A 21,047-nucleotide genomic window follows, 5' to 3' on the forward strand; every position below is an offset into this window, starting at 1 on the left:
ATATATAGGTAGTAGGAGGTTGCTAAGGGTGCAAGTGTAGAGTCAGTTATCAAGGGGGCTGAGAAGATGGATGAGTGGAAGAGGGGAGAGTCCGATTCATCTGAATCTCAAGAAAGGTCACCAAGACGAAGAAGGCGTCTGTTTAATAGGAAATGGTTCATGCTTGTTTTGATGACGACAGTCTTATTGGTGGCTGGTGGATGCACAGCTGTGATGCTTACAGCAAAGTCACTGCCCTTAGATAAAATGAAGGATATCCAATTTGCCTCGACACTTTATGATAAGAAGGGAAAAGAAGTAACGAAGCTGGGTCCTACGCAACGAGAGTATGTACATATGAAAGATGTAGTATCCCGTAAATTATTAGAAAATACCTTCGTTGCTGTAGAAGATCGCCGTTTTTATAGCCATAATGGAGTTGATTTTAGGGCGATTGCTAGGGCTGTTGTCGATAATATCAAAAAAGGGCATCGGGCTGAGGGTGGCGGTACGATTACGATGCAAGTAGCACGCAACGTTGTTTTGGAAAATATCGAAAAAACCTATACACGAAAATTGAAGGAAGTGGCGGTTGCCTGGAATTTGGAGCGAGATTACACTAAAGAGCAAATTTTACAGGCTTATTTGAATTTTATCTATTTGGGTAATGATGTACAGGGGATTAAAATGGCGGCAAAGATTTACTTCGGTAAAGATCTGACAAAGGATGAATTGAAACCCCAGGAAGCAGCATTGCTCGCTTCACTCCCCAAGGCACCTTCCACTTATGATCCTTATCGTAATCCCAAATTGGCAAAGGAACGAAGGAACCTGGTCCTATCGCTGATGGCCCGAGAAGGGGTTATTACCGAGGCAGAGAAGTCAAAGTATCAACAGACTGACTTAGGGGTGAATCCTAAATACCTGCGCAAATACTTGAAGGCGGATCGCTTTCAAGCCTATAAACATTTCATCATGATCGAGGCGTCAAGGCGGTTTGGCATTCCCGAAAAAGAGTTAGCCACCGGAGGTTATCAAGTATACTCTTATTTGGACTCCAAAGCACAAACAGCGATGGAGGATGCCTTTAAAAGGGATAGCCTCTTTAAGAATCGGAAAGATTTGGATGGAGGAGCTACCATGGTCGATCCGAAAACCGGTGGGGTAGCAGCGATTGCAGGAGGTAGGGAGTACCTAGGTCGTGGGTATCTCTTACGCTCTACAGAAAAGGGTCAACCTGGGTCTGCAATCAAGCCGATCACGGTTTACGCTCCTGCAGTAGAAGAAAAAGGATACAATGAGTATTCCACAGTACAGGATCCTGCTGGCTTTCAAGTGGGTTCATGGAGGCCACAAAACCTGCAAAAGCGATATTATGGTAGCCTTCCTCTAAAGGATGTGGTGGCTAAGTCACTTAACGTTGCTACAGCGTGGTTGTTAACAGAAAAAGTAGGGATGGATACTGCTGCTGAGTATGGGGAGAAGATGGGCCTTCCTTTGAATCAACAGGATAAGGAATCACCTGCTGCACTAGCATTGGGAGGATTAAATGAAGGAGTAAGCACAGTTGAAATGGCCCAAGCCTATACAGCCTTCGATAATAAAGGAACGATGATGAAGGCCCATGCCGTCAAAAAAATCACGACTCGTAATCAAGAATGGGAGACGGAGTCGGATATAACCAGGGGCAACCAAGTATTTTCTCCAAAAACTGCTTACTATCTCACACGGATGTTGCGGTACAATGTGCAACAAGGAACGGGTCGAAACGCACAATTATCCGATGGTCGCGATGTAGCTGGGAAGACAGGCACCACACAGAATAGTAAGCGGGCGTGGTTTGTTGGATATACACGGGAATATGTAATGGCGGCAATGGTCTACAACAAAGAAAATGGAAAAGTAGAGCTGACTGGGGGTGAGTATCCAGCGAGGATTTTCAGGGCAGTGATGGCTGATGCTTTAGCTGGAACACCGATCAGTCGATTTGAAAATCCAGGTGTGAAAGAGCCAGAACCACCTTTTACTCTTAAAGCAGTCGATTTAAAAGGGCGCTATCTAAAAGGGGACCCTTCCGTTCAACTGAATTGGAACGATTACTCTGATCGTTTGCAATATCGGGTAGAGAGGACAGAGGATGGTTCCAATTGGAGTACGATTGGTCAAACAGAGGATGGAAGTTGGACCGATTACGATATCCGTGTTGGAGGAAACCCCCTGGATGATTTTTTCCGAGGAGGAAAAGGAAGCTATACCTACCGGGTCATTGCCGTTGATACGAAAACCAATGAGGTCTCAGATCCCTCGAATACTGTGACGGTGAAGATAGAACCAGAGCAAAAGCCTCCCAATGAACCAGGGGAGCAACAAGGGGATATCCAGGGGGATCAACAGGGAGAACAACAAGGCGGTGAACCTGGAACCCAACAGGGTGATCAACAAGGAAACCAACAAGGGGATCAAGGAGAGCAAATTGGAATTCCTGGAGGGGACCAAGATCAAGCACCCCTTCGAAGGCGACGTCGGGGATAGAACCATCGTTCGTTCTAACTAGAACCTGCCTCCCATAGACTGTCTTACGGGACGAGTTGAGGGGAGGCGGGTTGTAGGTGGCTGTTCACGAGCGGTGGATTACAGCCTCCCGTGTCGGATTTGCCTATATCGGCACGGTAGTGGGAGCGGGTTTTGCCTCAGGACAGGAGATCATGCATTTCTTTACGCGCTTTGGAGTGGGTGGTATTTGGTCGATTTTACTGGTAACCCTTCTATTCTCTTGGTTAGGGATTCGTATGATGGTGATGGGCGCGCGCTTACGAGCAAACTCCTATGAGGAGTTTAATAATTATTTATTTGGTGATCGTTTCGGCCGTTGGATGAATATCTTTGTGGGTGTTGTCTTATTTGGGGTAACGACGGCGATGATGTCGGGAACAGGGGCATTGTTTGAAGAACAATTAGGTCTTTCCTTCCACGTTGGCGTCATTGGTACGTCGCTTATCGCTTATTTCATCATCATGCGAGGGATGGATGGGATCCTATCAGTCAATGCCTTGGTGGTTCCGCTGATGTTTTTATTTACCGTTCTGGTTGGAGTCCAGGGGTTTCAAAGTGGAGGACTGGATGGATTTCTTAGTACGGCATCCATTGCTGAAAAGGGGCATTGGAGTTCCTCCGCTTTAACCTATGTAGCCTTTAATCTGGCGATGTCCCAAGCGGTACTCGTCCCGATGGGAAATGAGATTCAAGATGAGAAAACCTTGCAGATGGGTGGAATCCTTGGGGGAGTGGGGCTTGGGTTAATGTTGTTGTCCAGCAACTTTGCTCTTGCCCTTGAGTCTCCAGAGGTATTTGGTATGGAAATTCCTATGGCACTGGTGATTGAGACGCTGGGTCAAGGGATGAAATGGTTCTTTCTTGCAGTGATGTGGGGAGAGATCTTTACAACGTTGATCGGGAACGTGTATGGATTGGCTGCTAATTTAGAGCAACAGCTCCCCCTTCGTCTTCATAGTTTGATGGTCAGTATTTTTACCTTGGGCTATCTTTGTTCCTTGGTGGGTTTTCATGTGTTTGTAGGGAAGATCTATCCGTTTTTTGGGTACTGTGGGATTTTAGTTCTCCTGTTACTCGTGATTCGTCGCTATCCACGTTTCTAAAAAAACACCCCAGAGGGGTGTTCAAGGATTATGGGACGTTCCCCTGAGAAAGAGCGAGACCATTCTTCAAGAACCAGTACCCTTCCGATAAGGTTGATTCCAATTTTCCTACTTTGATTAAAAAGATTCCTGGAGGGGATAGCGATGGATGTGAGCGAAGCGATTCGAACACGACGGAGTGTAGGGAAAGTAAGCGAGGAAATACCAGATAAACGATTGATTGATAAATTGTTGGAAGCAGCACGTTGGGCACCCAATCATCATCTCACACAACCTTGGTTGTACTATGTGCTAAGCGGGGATGCTCGTCTTCGATTGGGTGAGGTTTTAAAGGAGATCAAAGCGGAGGGGTTGAGTGAGGAGGAGCGGGAACAAGCGGCTGACCAACTGGCTAGGGAGAAAAAGAAACCGCTTCGTGCTCCTGTAGTTATCGCGGTAGGTGTTACTCCTTCTGAGGATCCTAGAGTGGAGGAGATCGAAGAGATCTGTGCCGTAGCAGCGGGTGTTCAAAATGTACTACTTACCGCTCACTCTTTGGGACTGGGGGCTATATGGCGTACAGGTAAGCCCACCTATCATCCAAAAATGAAAGAGTTTTTTGGACTTAGGAAGATGGATACATTACTTGGTTTTATCTATATTGGGTATCCATCGGTTTTGTCACGTGAGCGTGAACGTTTACCGATAGAAGAGCGTGTAGAGTGGTGGGATTGCTGAGGGCTCACAATGAAACGGTAGAGGGGCGATAGGGATGACCACGTATTTGCTGATTATCGTGACTGCCTATCTAGTCGGATCACTTCCTCTTGTTAGCTTATGGAAAGGAAAGGGTTTTCGGGCATGGCCTCCTCATGATGGAGTGTACCAACCACGTAATTTGTCAGAGTCGATGTGGATATTGTTTCTGGAAGTAGGCAAAGGAGCGATTGCTACTCTTCTTGGCTTAATGTTTCTTGGCTGGTCAGGGGCTGCGTTTGCGGCATTGATGGTAGTGACGGGGCACCTTTTCCCTATCTTTACAGGTTTTCGTGGTGGGAAGGGAATGGCGGTTTCCGCTGGGTCTTTGCTAATTCTTAGTCCATTTCTCTTTATCATCGGCATTGGGATCTACGTGACAGTTCTACTCCTTACCCGATATCTTTCCATTTCTGCAGTGGTTGCGACAGGAGGGGTTCTTCTCTTATCCTTGGTTCTTTTCCCTAGCTTTTACGTGATCATAGTGGTCTTTATTTTAGGTACGTTAATCTTGTTTCGTTATCGGGAACCGATTGCACGATGGCGACGTGGATCAGAGCGACCGTTTCATTTTCGGGGGTTCCGGCGCTGGGGATAATCCCTATGTTCCTCTTTCCTCTTCCCGAATTCCTTCTGATACAATATAAATAGAAAGAGAAATTGGATGAGGGGGAACCACTGTTGGAACTGGTGGGTAATTTACGACCTTTGCAACATGACAATACGAGCCCTGTCTCCTATTTTTTTCGGACAGGACAAGATAGGGCTCAATTAAATGATTTGGTAGGGGAAACCATTTGGATTAAGTTTAAGGGCGAGATTAATTGCATTCACTGTGGCCGAAGGGTTAAGAAAACCTATAACTCAGGGTCTTGTTTCCCATGTTTTCGGGATTTAGCTGAAAATGATCTTTGTATCGTGAAGCCTGAGCTTTGTCATTTTGACAAAGGGACATGTCGAGATGAGGCTTTCGGTGCAGCCCACTGTATGCAACCGCATATCGTATATTTGGCATTGTCTAGTGAGGTGAAAGTAGGGATCACCTGGAAAGCCAATATGCTAAAACGATGGGTGGATCAAGGGGCAATCCAGGGATTACCCATCGCTGAGGTGCCAAGTAGGAAGTTGGCAGGGCAGATAGAAGTTGAACTAGCTCAGCATATCTCAGATAAAACCAATTGGCGCCGGATGTTGAAGAGTGAAATTGCGAAGCGAGATTTGAGAAAGGTCAGGGAAGAGTTGTTTGATACCGTCCCAGATCAATTTCGCCAATACTTATTAGTCGATGGGGAAATCCACTCGATTTCCTACCCACAAGTATCCATTCCAGAAAAAATTACTGCTTGGAATTTGGACAAGCATCAAGAAGTGAGTGGAAAACTGATTGGGATTAAAGGCCAGTATCTGATATTGGATACAGGAGTTTTGAATGTAAGGAAGTTTTCAGGGTACAAAGTGGCCCTTGTTGTGTAAAGAGGATTGGTTAAACGAAGCTTCTTGAAAAACTTACGTTCCCGTTTTTTGATAGTTAGTCTCTTTGACGGCGTAGAAGCTATGCAGTCTCTCATATCGCTATATTGCAACTGGGAGTCAAAGGGATATCGTGCACCGTACATAAAACGGCTTGATTCAATGCTAGCTGATGGAGATCTTACAGTTCTCGAATCCTCAACTTAGGAAACGCCGCAAACCTTTATATAATGGTTTGCGGCGTTTTTTTGCATAGAGGGTAGTACTCTTCACGGCGCCTCATGACCTGGGGGGCTATACCGGGTCTTCATTCAAAGAAAAATCGGGCTATATGTTTTTACTATAAAAGACCATTAACTAAGCATACACACAATCTTCTTCTCTTGTTGAGCATAGAATACCATCATTAAAACTATAAATACGATTGATAAATGGGAAGGAAGATTGTATGACAAAGGTAAGCCGTCAATTTAAAAGGCTTTGCAGCCAGTTTACAAGGATTTTAGGTGGAGAATCAGAAATCGAAGAAGGGCCCGTTTGTTTTGTAAGTCGTCCAGTGGAATTGGATGTAAAAATCTTAGGCAGACGTACAAATTCCCCTCTAGTTAACCATCAACTCTTTTCATTTGAATCTCTTGATTGTCAAGGACGCGCGCTCTGCTTAGGTGAAACGGCAGTATTCCAAAATCAAGCGAACCGATTAATTAGGAATCTCCAAAAAAATGGGATTATAGTAACAGCGCTTCATAATCACTGGCTAAATGAAAGCCCCCGTTTGATGTACATTCACTGGGAATCTATAGATAAACCCATCGCATTTGCGACTAAAACTAAACAATCTATTGCTTTCTTAGGTTAAATTCCATTGAGGCGGAGAAAGTCAACGTATCTTACCGTGTGTTTAAATTAAAAATGACTACATCCGGTGATCCGGCTCCCTAATGTACAGGGAGCCGGATTTTTTTGGGGCCGAAAAAGCATCAATACATCACAATATTCTGAATATTTTTCTAAATTGGTCTATAACAGAAAGTTTGTTTTTCCATCTTGTAAAATTTATATCATATATTGTATAATGAAGTTGTATCAAAATTTGTAAAAATAAGAATTAATTCCCCTTTTCCGCGGGGTATTAACCGGGATGGGGAAATGAGAAGGGAGGCAAATATCTAGCTAAAAAATTGGCTTAGAGTAGCGTCCAACTAAAAAATATTTGTACTACAGCCAGTAAAATTCGATCTAATGATGCTAAATGATTGATATCGGTGTATAAGCTCCTATACATATAAATATATTAATCTATCTTTCATATGGGCGCCCAGGGTAATTGCGCTCCACCGAACCTGGAAAGATAGATAATAGAGCCTCAGTTTTCAGTTTATCATCTTCCCATCGATGGAGCGAATACGGGGTTGTTATAGGGAACTTTGGTGAATTGGCTGATCTGACATATAATCGACGGAAAATCGACACGGAGTAGTGCGAATAAAAATAATGGGGTGAATCATGTGAAGAAAAAGATTTTAATAACGGTAATGGCGTTGATGGTAGTTTTGGGAGGTATGGCTCCAGCGTCCGTTGCAGCTGATAAAGATAATACAATAAAATCTTTTTACTACCTCAAAGTGGATGGCAAAAATGTAACGGCAAAGAATCAAGCCAATACCGCTTCGGAAGGTAATGGGATTCAGGTAACCATGGTACTTCCTAAGCAGAATAAAGATGGTGAATGGTTAGCCTATGGTTTTACAAGCAGAGAGAAAGCCAACCAATTTGCAGAAAAGGATAAAAAAAGCCAACAAAGTAAATTCTCCACCCTGGGTAGTGGTCCCTGTTGCACAGATTTTTATGAGAACAAAAATCAAGGGGGCCAATACATCTATTGGAGAAGCGGGTTTACTAATCTAAGCTCTGCTTGGAACGATCGAATCTCCTCCTTGAGCACAGCATCTCCGTACTACAGCTATGCCACCACTCTATGGGAGCACACTTCTGCTCAAGGGTATGGAAGAGGCGTTTATTTTAGACATTCCGATTGGTATGGCAAAACAGCAAATATGGCTTCAGATTGGGATAACGTAGCGTCGGCAATCAGTATAAAATAAAAAAATGAACCCCCCTGTGTTCCGCTAATTGAAATGGGAGCATAGGGGTTTTTGATATCGACTACAACATCATTTTTGAAAATCATATCTTTTGAAACTTCTACTAGGTTTCCACCGTTCTACAAAGAGAAGAGAGTCTATTGAAAATAAATCCCAATTTATATATGAGTAACAATATAGCGAAAAATCCAACTTTAATGATTTTAATGATTGACATGTATTTTTAGATGAATTATGATTAGAGTACCCAATGAATACAGGATATCATTGACACTTCCTCCATCATAAGGATGAGGGGGAGGGCGGATCTTATGAGTGTTATAAACCCTTTCTTTTTTCGATATACGAGTTTGACCCCCTTGAGACAAAAAGACCGACCATGTGGTCGGTCTTTTTGTCTCTAAAATTTTAGCTAAAAATTTTGCGGAAGAAATCGATGGTACTTTCCAATGCTTCTCTTAAATAAAAAGTCTCCCCCTGGAAGGGATGAACGGCTCCAAAGGTATGATCAGCTCCAGGGATGGCATGTAGGGTGGAATGAGAAGATGCTTCATTCAGATGATGAGCCGCGTCAATAGGAACGGAAGTGTCATTCTCCCCGTGGATGATTAACAAAGGGCGATCATATTGGGTAAGACGCGTAAGGATATCGTAATGTTCTGGGTTGGCATCCAGGTCTTCGAGGAGAGTTGCATTGATTGGCATTTGTTGTTTGGTACGTGCATTAGGTATATAGGCGCGTCCCTTTTCGCGCAACTCTTGTTTAAATGCTGGGGATAAAAAGTCGGGATGAGCGACGCTATTCCAAAGGGCGACGGCTTGGATTCGAGGTTCGTCTAGAGCGAAGAGGAGGCTACTCGCTCCGCCGCGACTATGGCCGATTATTCCAATCTGATTGGTATTCATATTAGCGGAGAAGGGCAATTTCCCTAAGAGGATGCCCTTCATTACATGGGCCAGATCCTCTTGTTCATGACTGAAGGTATTTTGAGCAAACTTCTCTAGTTCACCAAAGGTAGAGGGGTCCTCTCCCACTCCGTTCATCGAAAAATTGAAAGATATGACAGCAAATCCTGCTTTCGCTAAGGTTTCCGCAGCGTAGGGAAACAACCCCCAATCTTTAAATCCTTTAAATCCATGGCAGAGAATAAGGATCGGGTGGAGGCCTTCAGTCGATTGCACGCGAATATCTCCACGAATCACACGGTCTTCCTTTTTAAGGTCAATTAGAAAACTACGATGTTCCATTGATATCCTCCTTTGAGTGAATAGGTTCTTAAACGATGAATAGGGATCTCGCTTCTATTTTAACATCGGTTGTGTGAATTTTTCCTGATTGAACCTTTTCTGACAATCCGATATAATAAGACAGCAAGTGAATAGAGTGGAAAGGTCTTCGCTGAAGGCGAATGAAAAAGGGAAACCGGTGAAAGTCCGGTGCGGTCCCGCCACTGTAAATGGGGAGCGATACCACGAAAGCCACTGTCTATGGACGGGAAGGTGTGGTGGAGCGATGATCCATGAGCCAGGAGACCTGCCTTTCCATACGAATTCTTGCCAACCCTTCGAGGAGAGGGAGGTCAGGAGAGGACTGCTTTCAATTTATAAGCGTCTTACCCCTGCTCTTACCTTTATGGGTAAGTTTTTTTTGTTGGATTTATAGATGAGAGAGGATGAACTCATGATGATGCAACGACGTTGGTGGGTAGGATTATTTGCTTTAATGATGGTGTTCGCAGCAGGTTGTGGGGCTACTAAGGATGCTAGTAAAGGTCATGAAGGGCATCAGGCGAAGCAGGAGCAGACAGGCTATCCTGTTAAACTGACAGATGATACAGGAAAAACAGTCACCATTAAAAAACAACCCAAACGGATTGTTTCTCTGGTTCCTAGCATGACCGAAACGATCTATGCAGTAGGTAAAGGAGATAAGGTAGTTGGTGTAACGGCGAACGATGATTATCCTGCTAAAGTGAAGAAGCTTCCGAAAGTTGGAGATATGAATATCAATGCGGAAAAGGTTCTCTCTTTGAAACCAGATCTCGTACTTGCTTCTCCGATGGTAAAAAAGGAGACCCTCGATAAACTACGTAAGTTTGGTCTTACTGTCATCGCATATGAACCAACAAACCTCAAAGGTATTTACAAACAGATTGAAGGTGTGGGAAAGGCTGCCGGCGTAGAAGCAAAGGCTGAGGATGTTGTGGCGAAGATGAAGAAAGATGAAGCATTGGCTAAAAAAGTGGCTGCCCAAGTTCCCAAGAAGAAACGCGTAAAAGTATGGATTGAAGTTTCCCCAGACCTGTATACAACAGGTCAAGGAACCTATATGGATGAGATGGTCACCCTTGCTGGTGGAGAAAACGTAGCTCATGATCAAAAAAGCTGGGTAAAACTCTCTGCAGAAAAAGTAGTGAAATACAACCCGGATGTGATTCTCTACACCTATGGAGGGAAATCCTCTCAGATTGCTAAACGCGGTAGTTGGAAAAGTGTTTCGGCGGTGAAGGAAAACCGAATTAAGGGATTGGATAGCAATACCACGACTCGGCCTGGCCCACGCGTGACAGAGGCACTCCTTGATATCTCTGAAGCGTTGTATCCTGATATCTATGCGAAAGTTGCAAAATGAATAGAGGAAATTGGGCGGGTCGGCTAATGGGCTGGTCCGCCCTTTGGCTACTATTGCTGATCGTGTCAATGGCCACCTCCGTCTCCGTCGGAAGTGCGGAGGTTCGCTTCGGAGATGTGTGGCAGGTGATTGCGGCTCATTTTTTGGGCAGAAGTGGCGCTCTAGATCCGGCGACGGATGCGATCATTTGGCAACTACGATTACCCCGTGTATTATTAGGGGCTTTGGTGGGAGCGGCTTTAGCCGGAGCAGGAGCGGTGTTTCAAGGGCTCTTAAAAAACCCCCTCGCTGACCCATTTATCCTCGGTGTCTCGTCTGGCTCGGCCCTGGGGGCGGCGATTGCGGTATTTACCGGATGGGGAGTAATATGGCTTGGAGGTTGGACGGTTCCTGTATGGGCGTTTCTCTTTGGGTGCTTGGCGTTGTTATTTGTATTACAGCTTTCTCGCTTAGGTGGACAGCTGCGGACGGATACTTTGATCCTTTCCGGTGTGGTGGTGCAGGCCTTCTTTGGAGCCATGCTCACCTTTGTGATTGCGATGGCATCTCCCGTGGAAATTCAGCGCATTCAGTATTGGTTGATGGGAAGTATTGCCCTTCGTGAGTGGTCAGAGGCGATAGTAATAGCCCCTTTTCTAATCCTTGGCATGATCACGGTATGGCTTATGAGCCGGTCCCTTAACCTCTTCGCTCTCGGAGAGCGCTCAGCAGGGCATTTAGGCATCTCTGTGCAACGTACACGTCTCACCTTACTTGTGGTGGCTACCCTGATGACAGCGGCGGCGGTCTCCGTATCAGGAACGATAGGTTTTGTGGGTTTCATCATTCCTCATATTATCAGGATGTTGACAGGGCCGGATCACCGTGTACTGCTACCGGTTTCCGCGCTAGCAGGAGCTGTTTTTCTAGTATGGGCAGACACGCTGGCCCGCACAGTGTTGGATCCGCGTGAGTTACCCATCGGGGTAATTACTGCACTGATCGGAGGGCCATTCTTTGCTTGGCAATTACGACGGTACACCCAGGGTCGCCAAGGGTAAGGAGGGAAAGCCCATGTTAAAAGCGAAAGCATTGAAAAAGGCATACCAAGGCCAAGCCGTTCTCCATGGTGTGGACCTTGAGATCAAGCGAGGAGAGATTCTCGGTCTGCTGGGGCCAAATGGGAGCGGTAAGACGACGCTAGTACGGCTACTTTGTGGAGAAGAACCTCCTGATGAGGGGGTAGTATCAGTAGAGGGACGAGCCCTTGATGAATGCTCTCCCCGATCACGGGCAAAGAAAATGGCGGTTCTCCCCCAGGAGGGTCTCCCCAATGTCCCCTTCACAGTAGAAGAAGTCGTCATGATGGGGAGACACCCCCATCAGGGGATATGGCCATGGACAGGGTATGGTGATCGGAGAACCGTAGAGCGGGTGTTAACGGATACCCACCTGCTAGAAGATCGAAGGCGTCCGGTTGGACTTCTCTCGGGTGGAGAACGGCAACGGGTAGCTATCGCCAAAGCGATGGCCCAGGAGCCTGAACTGTTGTTTCTGGATGAACCTACGACCTACCTGGATATCGCTCATCAGATAGCCGTACTCGATCATATAAAAAGGTGGCAACGGGAATGTGGATTGGCTGTTCTCGTGGTTTTTCATGATCTAAACCTAGCTGCTCAATACTGTGATCGGTTGGCCATCATGAAGGAGGGGGCAATTCTTCATACAGGTACACCGAAGGAGGTCATCAAGGGATCGATCATCCATGAGGTGTACGGTGTGGAGCCACTGATTATCCATCATCCAGTTAGTCATGTGCCTCAAGTCATTCTACAATCGGGAGAATCACCACAAGGGGAGTTATCAGCCACAGTGATGTCAATGTAGAAAACTACCGATATATTGAGATCAGAGGGGGAAATGCGGGATGAAGATCTACACACGTACAGGGGATGCAGGGCAGACAGGAGTTATCGGTGGCCGCGTAGATAAGGATGATATTCGCGTCACCGCTTATGGGACGACGGATGAGGTAAACGCCTTTGTCAGTGAAGCCATCGTTCGGATGGATTCTGAGAAACATGCGGATATGATTCAGGATCTGACGGAAATTCAGCACGAGTTATTTGATGCCGGGGGAGATTTAGCTCAAGCAGGGAAAAAGCGTCAGTATAAGGTGACAGCAGAGATGGTTAGCCGTTTAGAGGAATGGATCGACCGTTATGACGCGGAGGCACCTGCGATCCAGCGCTTTATCTTGCCTGGCGGGAGCCCCATTTCCTCTGCTCTCCATGTCTGTCGTGTTGTCACCCGCAGAGCGGAGCGACTTACAGTAACCTTGTCCAGAGAACAAGAGACGAATGATGAAGTACGGCGATATCTCAACCGTCTCTCCGATTTTTTCTTCGCAATTGCTCGTGCGGCGAACGCTCGTGATGGGGTCTCGGATACCGAGTACAAACGAGGTGGCCAAGTCTTCCGCTGATCCTGATGCACTTTCGTCCACCCCGAGAGTTTAGGTATACTGAGTGTGACCAATGAGGGGAGGATGTAGCTGATCATGCTTACAATGTATCATTATCCAGCCTGTGGCACCTGTAAAAATGCACAAAAGTACCTAAAGGAGAAGGGTGTCTCCTTTGAGGAAAAACATATCGTCAACGAACCTCCTGCAAAGGACGAATTGAAGAGCTTGGTGGAGAAGAGCGGTCTACCACTGCAAAAGTTTTTCAACACAAGCGGTAAAAAGTATCGCGAACTCAATTTGAAGGAGAAGTTGAAGGATATGGACGATGATGAGAAGCTAAGTCTTCTCGCCTCCGACGGCATGCTGATTAAGCGGCCGATTGTATCCGATGGTAGCAAAGTGACCGTAGGTTTTAAGGAAGATTCCTTTGCCGAGACCTGGGTGAAGTGAAGGTTAGGTAACTAATAAGGGTTAGCTAAAGTAGGGATTAACCTGCGAGAGCTAACCCTTTAATTTGATCACACATGATTTCGTACTAATAATTTATAGTGTTCTTTTAAATATGAGGTGTCTCCTTATATCTTTTTTCATATCGAATTTCAAAGCCACGTGATAACAAAAAGAGAGCAAACATAACAATAGCAAAGGCGAGGATGGGAAAAAAAGGTACCCAGGGTTGAAAACTGATCTGTTCTCTATACGCACTAATCAGCCCTCCCCATTCTGGGATTCTAGGGATCTGGACGACTTGTGAGTCTAGAGAGATGCTCTTTGTTCCACCAAAGAAAATATTAAAAACTCCTAATTGTCCGATAAGATTAAGAAGCACAATCATTTCCTGTAATGTTAGAATAACAAGGTTTTCTTTTAAAGCAGGGGCAATATGCTTTCTGATGATCCAAAGAGGATTCGCACCTAGGACGCGAGATGCAACAACCGATGGATTCTTATTGATTAGGCTGGTTTTTTTCGCAGTTACAGTAGCAATTGCAGGGATCCCAAACAAAGCGATTAGCCCACCTTGTAGGAGAAGTAACTGCCAAATGGGGATAGAGGGAATTCGGCTAATACTAATAAGTAAACAATAGAGAATAACGATAGCAGGCATACTACTAAGCAGTTCTAAGGGCTCTATGAACCTTTTTCCCCAGCGAGAAGTACCTAGCCAAAACCCAAGAGCAACTCCACTTATCATTCGGGTTAGTACGATTACGAACACAAGAAAAATGGTAATTCGTCCGCCATAAAGGATTAATGTGAAAAGGTCATGCCCATGGGGTGTTGTCCCAAGCCAATGATCCTCTGTAGGTGGCGTTAAGGGTTCGGTAATTTTTGCACCCTTATCTGTAACCTCCATATCAAATTTTCGTAGAGAATCAGGGGTGTAAGACGTTAACAGCGGAGCAAAAAGAGTAGCTAGTATAACAACTAGGATGATTGAGAATCCAAGCCTCAAGCGCCAATTATATTGTGCATTAATCAACGGCATATCTCCTTTTGAGCACATAATTTAGAAGGTGCAAAATCAGATACGTAACTAAATAAAGAAGCAAAAAGCCAAACAATGTATTGGCTAGAATAGAGTAGTCTCTATTCCCTGAGTTAGCTAGAAAGTAAGTAAATCCAGGGGAGCGAAATAAATATTCTATGACCATTAGATTCCCTAACATGATTGAGGCAATTTTCCCTAAATCAGCGCGGAGAAAAGGAAGTACATTCCGAACGACATGGTTGGAGTATATCTCTTTTTTTGTTAACCCTTTTGCTTTGGCTAATAGAATGTAGTCCTCAGATAAAACTTGTGTGACCTGTAAAGAGACTGTACGGATGACATACATTAGCGGTACCCATATTATACTGATTGCAGGAAGGAGCAGAGCTTCTTCTCCGTTTACTGAGGCAGTTTCAGCAAACAGAATCTGCGTCTGGGTGTATAACCAAACAATCAGTAGTTGCAATAACAATGCAATTGTAAAATCAGAAAAAACGGACATAAACCCTACCGTGTCTTTAAGCCACCCAGGTGCTCGGGCTACAATTACTCCCAAAAAAAGACCTAGAAGAAGAGCAACAGCGCATTAAATATCCTCCTCTTTTTAATGTAATAGTTCCTATTCATCATCACCTCTCAGGAGACTCCATATCTAAACTTTAATGGTCTTATATTACTAATATATATTTTATTAAATAGATTGAATAGAGTTTTTTATTTGATAACCATGTAAAAAAGCGAATCACAAATAGGATGCCTCTTTGTGATTCGCTTTTTTACTGTGCCTATTATGGGTCTTTTTTATAGAGTCAGTAAATCATCAAGAAAAAAATAATGAAAATAATTCCTATATAAATCATGGTGGTATTTAACAATGGATTGATAAAAACAATGGAAGAATGAGTCTCGCGCAGAAGGTGATATTTTAATAATTAGTCAGATTGAATATATTTACAGTGCAATTGAATAGAAATTATCCTTATCATGATGATCTATAATAAAAATTTTTAATAATAAATTTTGATGGAAAAAGAACTATATTATGGTATAATTGCAAAGAAGTTAAATTTAAATTAAAGGAGATGATTTGATTGTTAAAGAAAACTGTTGTTGGAGTAGTAGCGTCTACCTTAATGTTTGTCGGTTTCTCTTATCAAGCAAGTGCTTATGACAAAGTTATTAATGCATATAACACAAAGGGAGGGCATGATCAAGATAGTGATTATTTTAAAAAGGGAAAAATTGATGTCTTTTACAAAAATAAAGGTGGACATGGTAAGATGAGGCATGAATTTACCCGGCAAATTAACCGCTGGCCTGATGACCTAATTTGGGCTAAGAATAGTAAGAGCAAGTCTAAAGGTGGAGCGAAACGTACTGCAACTCATAATAGTTATTACTATGTAGAAGTGGATGGTGGTAACGGGTATACAAAAGCTTATCGTTAGTATTAAACAAAAAGGGTGTTGACATAGTCAACGCCCTTTTTGTTTAATAAAAGTAAATATAAAGATTGGATGGATAAAAATATGAAAAAAGTAATTGAATCTTGGCGAATTGAACTGACATTGCTAGCGCGGAACTACTGGTTTTGGGTTGTGCTTGTTGCTATAGGGGCCTATATCTCTTTCGGATTTCCTGGATTTTTATTGGTATATGATCCTGGGCGTGCGTTTATGGGCTCTTCCTATTTAGTTGTTGGAGGGATTTTGGTCAGTCTTCTCTATGGATGGAATTTGACCAAAGAGGAAGTTACTAATCACATGGAAGAAATCGTGTTATGCCTTTCAAAGGGTTATTCTTCAAAGGTGATTGGAAAAGTACTGGTTTTGCTAACTGTCGTTCTATTCTTTTTGGCTTTTTCTATTTCCATCCTCTACACTCGACTTTATCAAGCAAATGTTCCAGATATCTTCTTTATTAAAGGTATTTACTACATAGTTTTATATTGGGGAATGCCATTTTTCGTAATGGGGATTTTAGGTATGGTAGTAGGATCTTTAAACCAATCTAAAAAAGCTTATTTTATTATTTTAGGAACTTGGGTACTATTTAGCCCCCTCCTAAGTGAGATTAGTGAAACGTTCATAGCGTATATCAAAGATGAGTACGTGTCGTGGTTATCTGTATTGCAGATTTTTAACCTAGGTGAATCTAGTATGGCAACTCCTTATGATCCTGTATATGGATTACCTATGGAAATACATCGTTGGATGAAAGTATTCTTTTGGCTTCTGACGGGTCTATTCTTCTTGTCGATTCGTTCCTTACAAATCTCCTTGCAAGAAGTTGTTCCAAAGCATGTTTGGAAGGTAGGTAGCGTCTACATAATTGTAATCGTATCACTAGTATATTATTGGAATCAGCCTGATCAGCCTCGACTTGAAGAAGGCATGTCGGTAAATAGTTATGAGTCTGATTATTACGAGAAGAATATACAGAATAAGAGTGAAAAGTCTGCTTCTTTTGATGTGCAGACATACAATTTAGATGTAACCAGTTTTCGTGATTTGTCAGTGGTAGTGGATATGAAAATCAGACTCAAAGAAAAAAGTAATCAATTGACTTTCACCCTCTATCATGGATTAAAAGTAAAAAAAGTAGTTTCCAGGAATAAGAAACTTCCTTTCCGACAAATGGGTGATCATCTGAAGGTCTCTTTAACTGACTCTCGGTTAGATAATAAAATACGCATTGAATATGAAGGGGTAAGTTCCCCCGACTACCCCGCCAATGAACAAGGCGTTTTGCTACCCTCTTACTTCCCTTGGTATCCCATTCCAGGGTATAAGAAAGTGTATTCGGATCAAGGTACGTACTATCCTCTTCAACCTGAGCAAAGGGCTCACTTTGAACTACGTTATTCAGGACCGGAAAAGCTCTATACTAATTTATCTCATAAGGGGGGGCGAGAATGGCAAGGAGAAGCTACCAATGGAATTACGATTGTCGCGGGGATGATGAAAGAAAAGAAAATTGATGATACAACCATTATTTATCCAGTATCTACGCCTTATATGCTGAAGTCGGTGAATCAATTTATAGCTCAAGCTAAACCGATGCAGCATCGCTTAGAAAAAGATCTAAAGATAGACGGACGACCAATAGCGCAAAAGGTATTCTTTGTTACAGATAGATTGAATGAACTTCCAATGTGGAATTTTGAAGATCATACTCTGATTGGAATCGATCAATTAAGTAACTCTATTTCTGCGTTAGCTGATAAAAGTAGTATATTTGATAGGATTTTTAGTTCATTACATCAGGAGAAGAATTATGCAAATCAATCTGATGACATAAAGGGTTGGTATGAAGCTGTTGTGAGGTATATCTACGGCCAGAAGTATAAACAGCAGGGATTCGCTAGTGAAGCAGAAGAGAGTTTAAGTCGATCATATGAAGTATATTTTGATCCTGAGGAGGAAGCAACACAACAAGAGAAAAAAGATGCTCAGTATGCCAAAAAATTACTTAACTATTTTAAAAGGCATCGAAACAATACAGACGATATCGAAGGTATAGCTGTCAAATGGAGAGAAAAATTACTACAACCAAAACCGATGAAGTGGGAAGATCTAGAGTCGATCATACTCAAACGAAAACACTGAGGAGGTATTAGAGGATGTTGCAAATAAATGAGATTTGTAAAGTATATGGGGGTTCACAGGTATTAAATCTGATCTCCCTCGATATTCGACCAGGAATGTTTGGCCTATTGGGACCAAATGGAGCTGGTAAAACAACATTGATGCGAATCCTCACTACAGTGATTCCATCAACCAGTGGAAACATCCACTATGGAGATATTAGCTGGTCAAATAAAAATGAAGTGAGAAAAATGATTGGCTACTTGCCACAAAAATTCTCCCTTTATAAGCAGTTGCGTGTAAATGAAGCCCTTTACCATCTAGCAGTTCTTAAAGGGGTTTCTGCTCGCTTGCAAAAGAAGATGGTAGCAGAAGTTTTGGATAAAGTTAACTTAAATGAACATCAGGATAAAAAGGTAGGTCATCTGTCCGGAGGAATGGTAAGGAGGCTCGGAATTGCTCAAGCCATTCTGGGTGACCCCAAGATTATTATCGTCGATGAACCTACAGCTGGATTGGATCCAGAGGAACGTATTCGTTTTCGTAAGTTGTTACGGATGCTTGGAGAGAAGTCGATTGTGATTATTTCAACTCATATTGTAGAAGATATTGAATCAAGTTGTGATCAGATAGCTGTCCTGCATAAAGGGCAGCTAAAGAAACATGGAAACATAGATAAAATAAGGGCATCTGCCAAGGGTAAAGTGTGGGAATTAACAGTTTCCAATGAGGATTTTTATAAAATTTCGGATGAATGGAATGTGATCTCTAACCACAAGGAATCGGATGGATATCGACTTCACATTTTGTCGGATGAAAAGCCTGAAGGAGCGCTTTCCATTGACCCAACATTGGAGGATAGCTACTTGTATCTAATGGGGGGAAGTGGCCAAAATGAAGTATATTGATCTTCGCTACGATTGGAGATCAATGGGGGTTTTTGCTTATGTTCCGCTAGGAATCTCTATTTTTGTATTTTTGATATTACTTTTGATGGGAAGTGACTTGTCGAGAGTGATTCAATTTTCAGAGATGTCTTTGCCACTGTTTGCAAGTTGGTGGAGCATCTTGTTAATGCAAGAATTTTTAGAGCAAGAAGGAAATGAAACCTTGTTTAGTTATCCCTTAAGCCGTTATAAAATGGGGATTCTGCGCGTGTTTCTCTTCTGGGGGCTGTATATTCTGGTAATTGCCTGGGTTATAGGAGCTAAACAGTGGGTGGATAGCCCAGCTCCTCATTTTTTCTCGTCTCTCTTTTTACAATTAGGCTATGAATCTTTATTCTATGCCATGGTAGGATTTTTGTTGATCGTTTTGACAAAAAACACCGTTTGGGCAATGGGTATAATGTTTGTCTATACGAGTACACAGTTTTTGACCCATGGAAACTTAATCCCATGGTTAAACATCTATCAATTAAATACAGAACTACTTACTGTGAACCAATTGTTAAAACCGATGGTGAAGGTTGTGATTGCAGGTGTGATCTGTGGAGGCTTAGCACAGTGGCTATTGGGTAGAGTAAGGACGTTTAACTAGAAAGTTCACTCCCTATCTAATATCGATGAGATGGGGAGTGAACTTTCTTTTATTCATATTCTAGTTACATTGACCAAGGGTTATCGCCATTGGTTGCAAAAGGAATCCGATTTGGCAGCAACGAGTTTACTTGTGGGGATGTTTGCCCTTGTTTTATTTCTAGCTCGGAGTGCGACAGGTGGATTTGATATAACAGCAAAAGCGGATCGCTTTCTCTCAACCAAGTCTCTAGAGAAAGCGATTAAAGAAGCAGGACCACAAAAAAATAAGGTAACTGTTTCTTCAGCCGTTACCCAGATCGATGGGTTAATGGAAAAAGATATGTATACAAAGCTAAATGGAGTGGATGCCGCTTTTACTAAGTCCACCAACCTTCCGCTTAGAGAACGAGATTCGCGTTATGTTTCTGACCGGAAAGCATGGCAAGCTGTTTCGTCTGATCCTGATGTCGTCATTATTAGTGAACGAGATATAGGAGGAAGCGAAGAGAAGATTAAACTTGGGAGTAGAGTGAAAGTGGCCCCTGGTGTGAAGAAAAAGGTGATTGGGATTGCAAAGTATCGGACGGAAAATTATGAGTATTATACAGCCTCAGGTATATGGATTCAAAAAAAGGATAAACAAGGGCTTTCCGAGAAGAGATCTTGATAGACATAAGACATGATTGGTCAGAATCATGGAATGAGGGAAAGTGGGGAATACACATGTGTGGTCGTTTCACCTTGACGGCGAATCTTAAGGAGATCGTGGAGCGCTTTCAGGTGGAGGAACATGGGATAGAGGCGCACCTCCCCCGTTACAACATTGCACCCAGCCAAGAGGTTCCTGTGATTCTCATGGAAGAGGAACAAAGGAAGCTGGTCTCGATGCGATGGGGGTTGATACCCCGGTGGGCAAAGGATCCTTCGATTGGAAATCGGTTGATTAATGCCAGAAGTGAATCTTTAACACAAAAACCAGCTTTTCGCCGCTCCTTTCAACGCTATCGATGTCTGGTACCTGCGGATAGTTTTTATGAATGGAAGAAAGTAGATGGCACAAAGCAACCGATGCGGATCATGTTCACAAGTGGAGAACTGTTTGCTTTTGCTGGGCTGTGGGATTGTTGGACAGAGGAAAGTGGTGAGAGCTATCAATCCTTTACTATAATTACCACACAGGCCAATGAAATGGTGCAGGAGATCCATGAACGCATGCCTGTGATCCTTCATTTAGCAGAGGAGGCAGCATGGCTCGATCCTGACTGGGGAGATCCAGATTTACTCAGTCCATTTCTAGAACCCTATGAACCAGAAGCGATGACGATGTATCCCGTATCAAAGGCGGTCAATACGCCTAAAAATGATCAAGCTGAAGTAATTCGTTCCTTGAATGATATACAGGCAGGTTAAAAAGAAATTTGA

21 protein-coding genes and 1 riboswitch are annotated in these 21,047 nt (G+C 43.2%); of the genes, 18 read left to right on the forward strand and 3 right to left on the reverse strand.

Translation table 11 applies throughout. The annotated features are described in order from the left end of the window. The first annotated feature begins 66 nt into the window (after positions 1 to 66). The 7 genes from BLV90_RS10560 to BLV90_RS10590 all read left to right on the forward strand — a co-directional run bounded on the left by BLV90_RS10560 (position 67) and on the right by BLV90_RS10590 (position 7,945). The gene (locus BLV90_RS10560) at positions 67 to 2,511 is read left to right on the forward strand and encodes a transglycosylase domain-containing protein (protein ID WP_091740460.1); all 2,445 of its coding nucleotides are present in this window, start codon (positions 67 to 69) and stop codon (positions 2,509 to 2,511) included. 77 nt (positions 2,512 to 2,588) lie between these two features. Next, on the forward strand, positions 2,589 to 3,635 hold the full coding sequence (locus BLV90_RS10565) for a YkvI family membrane protein (RefSeq protein WP_091740463.1): 1,047 nt from the start codon (positions 2,589 to 2,591) through the stop codon (positions 3,633 to 3,635). Positions 3,636 to 3,779: 144 nt separating this feature from the next. Beyond that, a complete protein-coding gene (locus BLV90_RS10570) occupies positions 3,780 to 4,352 on the forward strand; it encodes a nitroreductase family protein (RefSeq protein ID WP_091740466.1) in 573 nt (190 codons plus the stop codon). Positions 4,353 to 4,386: 34 nt separating this feature from the next. Continuing rightward, positions 4,387 to 4,968: a glycerol-3-phosphate acyltransferase gene (locus BLV90_RS10575; protein WP_091740468.1), complete on the forward strand. Its 582-nt coding sequence runs from the start codon at positions 4,387 to 4,389 to the stop codon at positions 4,966 to 4,968. 83 nt (positions 4,969 to 5,051) lie between these two features. Beyond that, on the forward strand, positions 5,052 to 5,843 hold the full coding sequence (locus BLV90_RS10580; RefSeq protein WP_218142299.1) for a DUF2797 domain-containing protein: 792 nt from the start codon (positions 5,052 to 5,054) through the stop codon (positions 5,841 to 5,843). Between the two features lie 445 nt (positions 5,844 to 6,288). Continuing rightward, positions 6,289 to 6,699: a DUF1259 domain-containing protein gene (locus BLV90_RS10585; protein ID WP_091740471.1), complete on the forward strand. Its 411-nt coding sequence runs from the start codon at positions 6,289 to 6,291 to the stop codon at positions 6,697 to 6,699. 676 nt (positions 6,700 to 7,375) lie between these two features. Further along, on the forward strand, positions 7,376 to 7,945 hold the full coding sequence (locus BLV90_RS10590) for a hypothetical protein (RefSeq protein WP_091740665.1): 570 nt from the start codon (positions 7,376 to 7,378) through the stop codon (positions 7,943 to 7,945). Between the two features lie 408 nt (positions 7,946 to 8,353). Here BLV90_RS10590 and BLV90_RS10595 read toward each other — a convergent pair whose 3' ends face one another. Beyond that, complete coding sequence (locus BLV90_RS10595) at positions 8,354 to 9,193, reverse strand: alpha/beta hydrolase (RefSeq protein WP_091740474.1); 840 nt, start codon at positions 9,191 to 9,193, stop codon at positions 8,354 to 8,356. Positions 9,194 to 9,318: 125 nt separating this feature from the next. Then, a riboswitch (cobalamin riboswitch) is annotated at positions 9,319 to 9,501 on the forward strand. Positions 9,502 to 9,626: 125 nt separating this feature from the next. On the opposite strand from BLV90_RS10595, the gene BLV90_RS10600 reads away from it, so the two are divergent. The 5 genes from BLV90_RS10600 to BLV90_RS10620 all read left to right on the forward strand — a co-directional run bounded on the left by BLV90_RS10600 (position 9,627) and on the right by BLV90_RS10620 (position 13,476). Continuing rightward, a complete protein-coding gene (locus BLV90_RS10600) occupies positions 9,627 to 10,577 on the forward strand; it encodes an ABC transporter substrate-binding protein (RefSeq protein WP_177168010.1) in 951 nt (316 codons plus the stop codon). Between the two features lie 26 nt (positions 10,578 to 10,603). Next, entirely contained in the window at positions 10,604 to 11,617 is a 1,014-nt protein-coding gene (locus tag BLV90_RS10605; RefSeq protein WP_245726325.1) for a FecCD family ABC transporter permease, read from the forward strand. A gap of 13 nt (positions 11,618 to 11,630) precedes the next feature. After that, entirely contained in the window at positions 11,631 to 12,446 is an 816-nt protein-coding gene (locus tag BLV90_RS10610; protein ID WP_091740483.1) for an ABC transporter ATP-binding protein, read from the forward strand. Positions 12,447 to 12,486: 40 nt separating this feature from the next. Continuing rightward, complete coding sequence (locus BLV90_RS10615; RefSeq protein ID WP_091740485.1) at positions 12,487 to 13,044, forward strand: cob(I)yrinic acid a,c-diamide adenosyltransferase; 558 nt, start codon at positions 12,487 to 12,489, stop codon at positions 13,042 to 13,044. Positions 13,045 to 13,116: 72 nt separating this feature from the next. Continuing rightward, positions 13,117 to 13,476 carry an arsenate reductase family protein gene (locus tag BLV90_RS10620; protein ID WP_091740488.1) on the forward strand — a complete coding sequence of 120 codons (360 nt, stop codon included), beginning with the start codon at positions 13,117 to 13,119 and terminating at the stop codon, positions 13,474 to 13,476. Positions 13,477 to 13,582: 106 nt separating this feature from the next. Here BLV90_RS10620 and BLV90_RS10625 read toward each other — a convergent pair whose 3' ends face one another. Both BLV90_RS10625 and BLV90_RS10630 read right to left on the reverse strand, forming a co-directional pair. Then, complete coding sequence (locus BLV90_RS10625; RefSeq protein ID WP_177168011.1) at positions 13,583 to 14,509, reverse strand: ABC transporter permease; 927 nt, start codon at positions 14,507 to 14,509, stop codon at positions 13,583 to 13,585. Then, the gene (locus BLV90_RS10630) at positions 14,502 to 15,074 is read right to left on the reverse strand and encodes an ABC transporter permease subunit (protein ID WP_091740495.1); all 573 of its coding nucleotides are present in this window, start codon (positions 15,072 to 15,074) and stop codon (positions 14,502 to 14,504) included. Before BLV90_RS10630 ends, BLV90_RS10625 begins: the two co-directional genes overlap by 8 nt. Before the next feature lie 535 nt (positions 15,075 to 15,609). Between BLV90_RS10630 and BLV90_RS10635 the strand changes: the two genes are divergently transcribed. From BLV90_RS10635 to BLV90_RS10660, 6 genes are all read left to right on the forward strand, one after another. Next, positions 15,610 to 15,966, forward strand: coding sequence for a hypothetical protein (locus tag BLV90_RS10635; protein ID WP_091740499.1), 357 nt, complete (start codon positions 15,610 to 15,612; stop codon positions 15,964 to 15,966). 81 nt (positions 15,967 to 16,047) lie between these two features. Further along, positions 16,048 to 18,126: a M1 aminopeptidase family protein gene (locus BLV90_RS10640; protein ID WP_091740502.1), complete on the forward strand. Its 2,079-nt coding sequence runs from the start codon at positions 16,048 to 16,050 to the stop codon at positions 18,124 to 18,126. A gap of 14 nt (positions 18,127 to 18,140) precedes the next feature. Further along, on the forward strand, positions 18,141 to 19,013 hold the full coding sequence (locus BLV90_RS10645) for an ABC transporter ATP-binding protein (protein WP_091740505.1): 873 nt from the start codon (positions 18,141 to 18,143) through the stop codon (positions 19,011 to 19,013). Beyond that, complete coding sequence (locus BLV90_RS10650) at positions 19,000 to 19,644, forward strand: hypothetical protein (protein WP_091740508.1); 645 nt, start codon at positions 19,000 to 19,002, stop codon at positions 19,642 to 19,644. The genes BLV90_RS10645 and BLV90_RS10650 overlap by 14 nt, the downstream gene beginning before the upstream one ends. A 93-nt stretch (positions 19,645 to 19,737) precedes the next feature. After that, positions 19,738 to 20,292 (forward strand): hypothetical protein, encoded by a 555-nt coding sequence (locus BLV90_RS10655; RefSeq protein WP_143035044.1) that lies wholly within the window; start codon positions 19,738 to 19,740, stop codon positions 20,290 to 20,292. A 56-nt stretch (positions 20,293 to 20,348) separates the two neighbouring features. Beyond that, a complete protein-coding gene (locus BLV90_RS10660) occupies positions 20,349 to 21,035 on the forward strand; it encodes an SOS response-associated peptidase (protein WP_091740513.1) in 687 nt (228 codons plus the stop codon). Positions 21,036 to 21,047: the final 12 nt, after the last annotated feature.

This window comes from Marininema mesophilum, from assembly GCF_900106775.1.
GTDB lineage: Bacteria > Bacillota > Bacilli > Thermoactinomycetales > DSM-45169 > Marininema > Marininema mesophilum.

Bases quoted from the DNA above. Each gene is read 5' to 3' on its own strand.
- BLV90_RS10605 (WP_245726325.1), top strand. From the start codon at position 10,604: ATGGGCTGGTCCGCCCTTTGGCTACTATTGCTGATCGTGTCAATGGCC.
- BLV90_RS10610 (WP_091740483.1), top strand. From the start codon at position 11,631: ATGTTAAAAGCGAAAGCATTGAAAAAGGCATACCAAGGCCAAGCCGTT.
- BLV90_RS10585 (WP_091740471.1), top strand. From the start codon at position 6,289: ATGACAAAGGTAAGCCGTCAATTTAAAAGGCTTTGCAGCCAGTTTACA.
- BLV90_RS10600 (WP_177168010.1), top strand. From the start codon at position 9,627: ATGATGATGCAACGACGTTGGTGGGTAGGATTATTTGCTTTAATGATG.
- BLV90_RS10570 (WP_091740466.1), top strand. From the start codon at position 3,780: ATGGATGTGAGCGAAGCGATTCGAACACGACGGAGTGTAGGGAAAGTA.
- BLV90_RS10660 (WP_091740513.1), top strand. From the start codon at position 20,349: ATGTGTGGTCGTTTCACCTTGACGGCGAATCTTAAGGAGATCGTGGAG.
- BLV90_RS10595 (WP_091740474.1), bottom strand. From the start codon at position 9,193: ATGGAACATCGTAGTTTTCTAATTGACCTTAAAAAGGAAGACCGTGTG.
- BLV90_RS10615 (WP_091740485.1), top strand. From the start codon at position 12,487: ATGAAGATCTACACACGTACAGGGGATGCAGGGCAGACAGGAGTTATC.
- BLV90_RS10645 (WP_091740505.1), top strand. From the start codon at position 18,141: ATGTTGCAAATAAATGAGATTTGTAAAGTATATGGGGGTTCACAGGTA.
- BLV90_RS10560 (WP_091740460.1), top strand. From the start codon at position 67: ATGGATGAGTGGAAGAGGGGAGAGTCCGATTCATCTGAATCTCAAGAA.
- BLV90_RS10650 (WP_091740508.1), top strand. From the start codon at position 19,000: ATGAAGTATATTGATCTTCGCTACGATTGGAGATCAATGGGGGTTTTT.
- BLV90_RS10590 (WP_091740665.1), top strand. From the start codon at position 7,376: ATGGCGTTGATGGTAGTTTTGGGAGGTATGGCTCCAGCGTCCGTTGCA.
- BLV90_RS10640 (WP_091740502.1), top strand. From the start codon at position 16,048: ATGAAAAAAGTAATTGAATCTTGGCGAATTGAACTGACATTGCTAGCG.
- BLV90_RS10575 (WP_091740468.1), top strand. From the start codon at position 4,387: ATGACCACGTATTTGCTGATTATCGTGACTGCCTATCTAGTCGGATCA.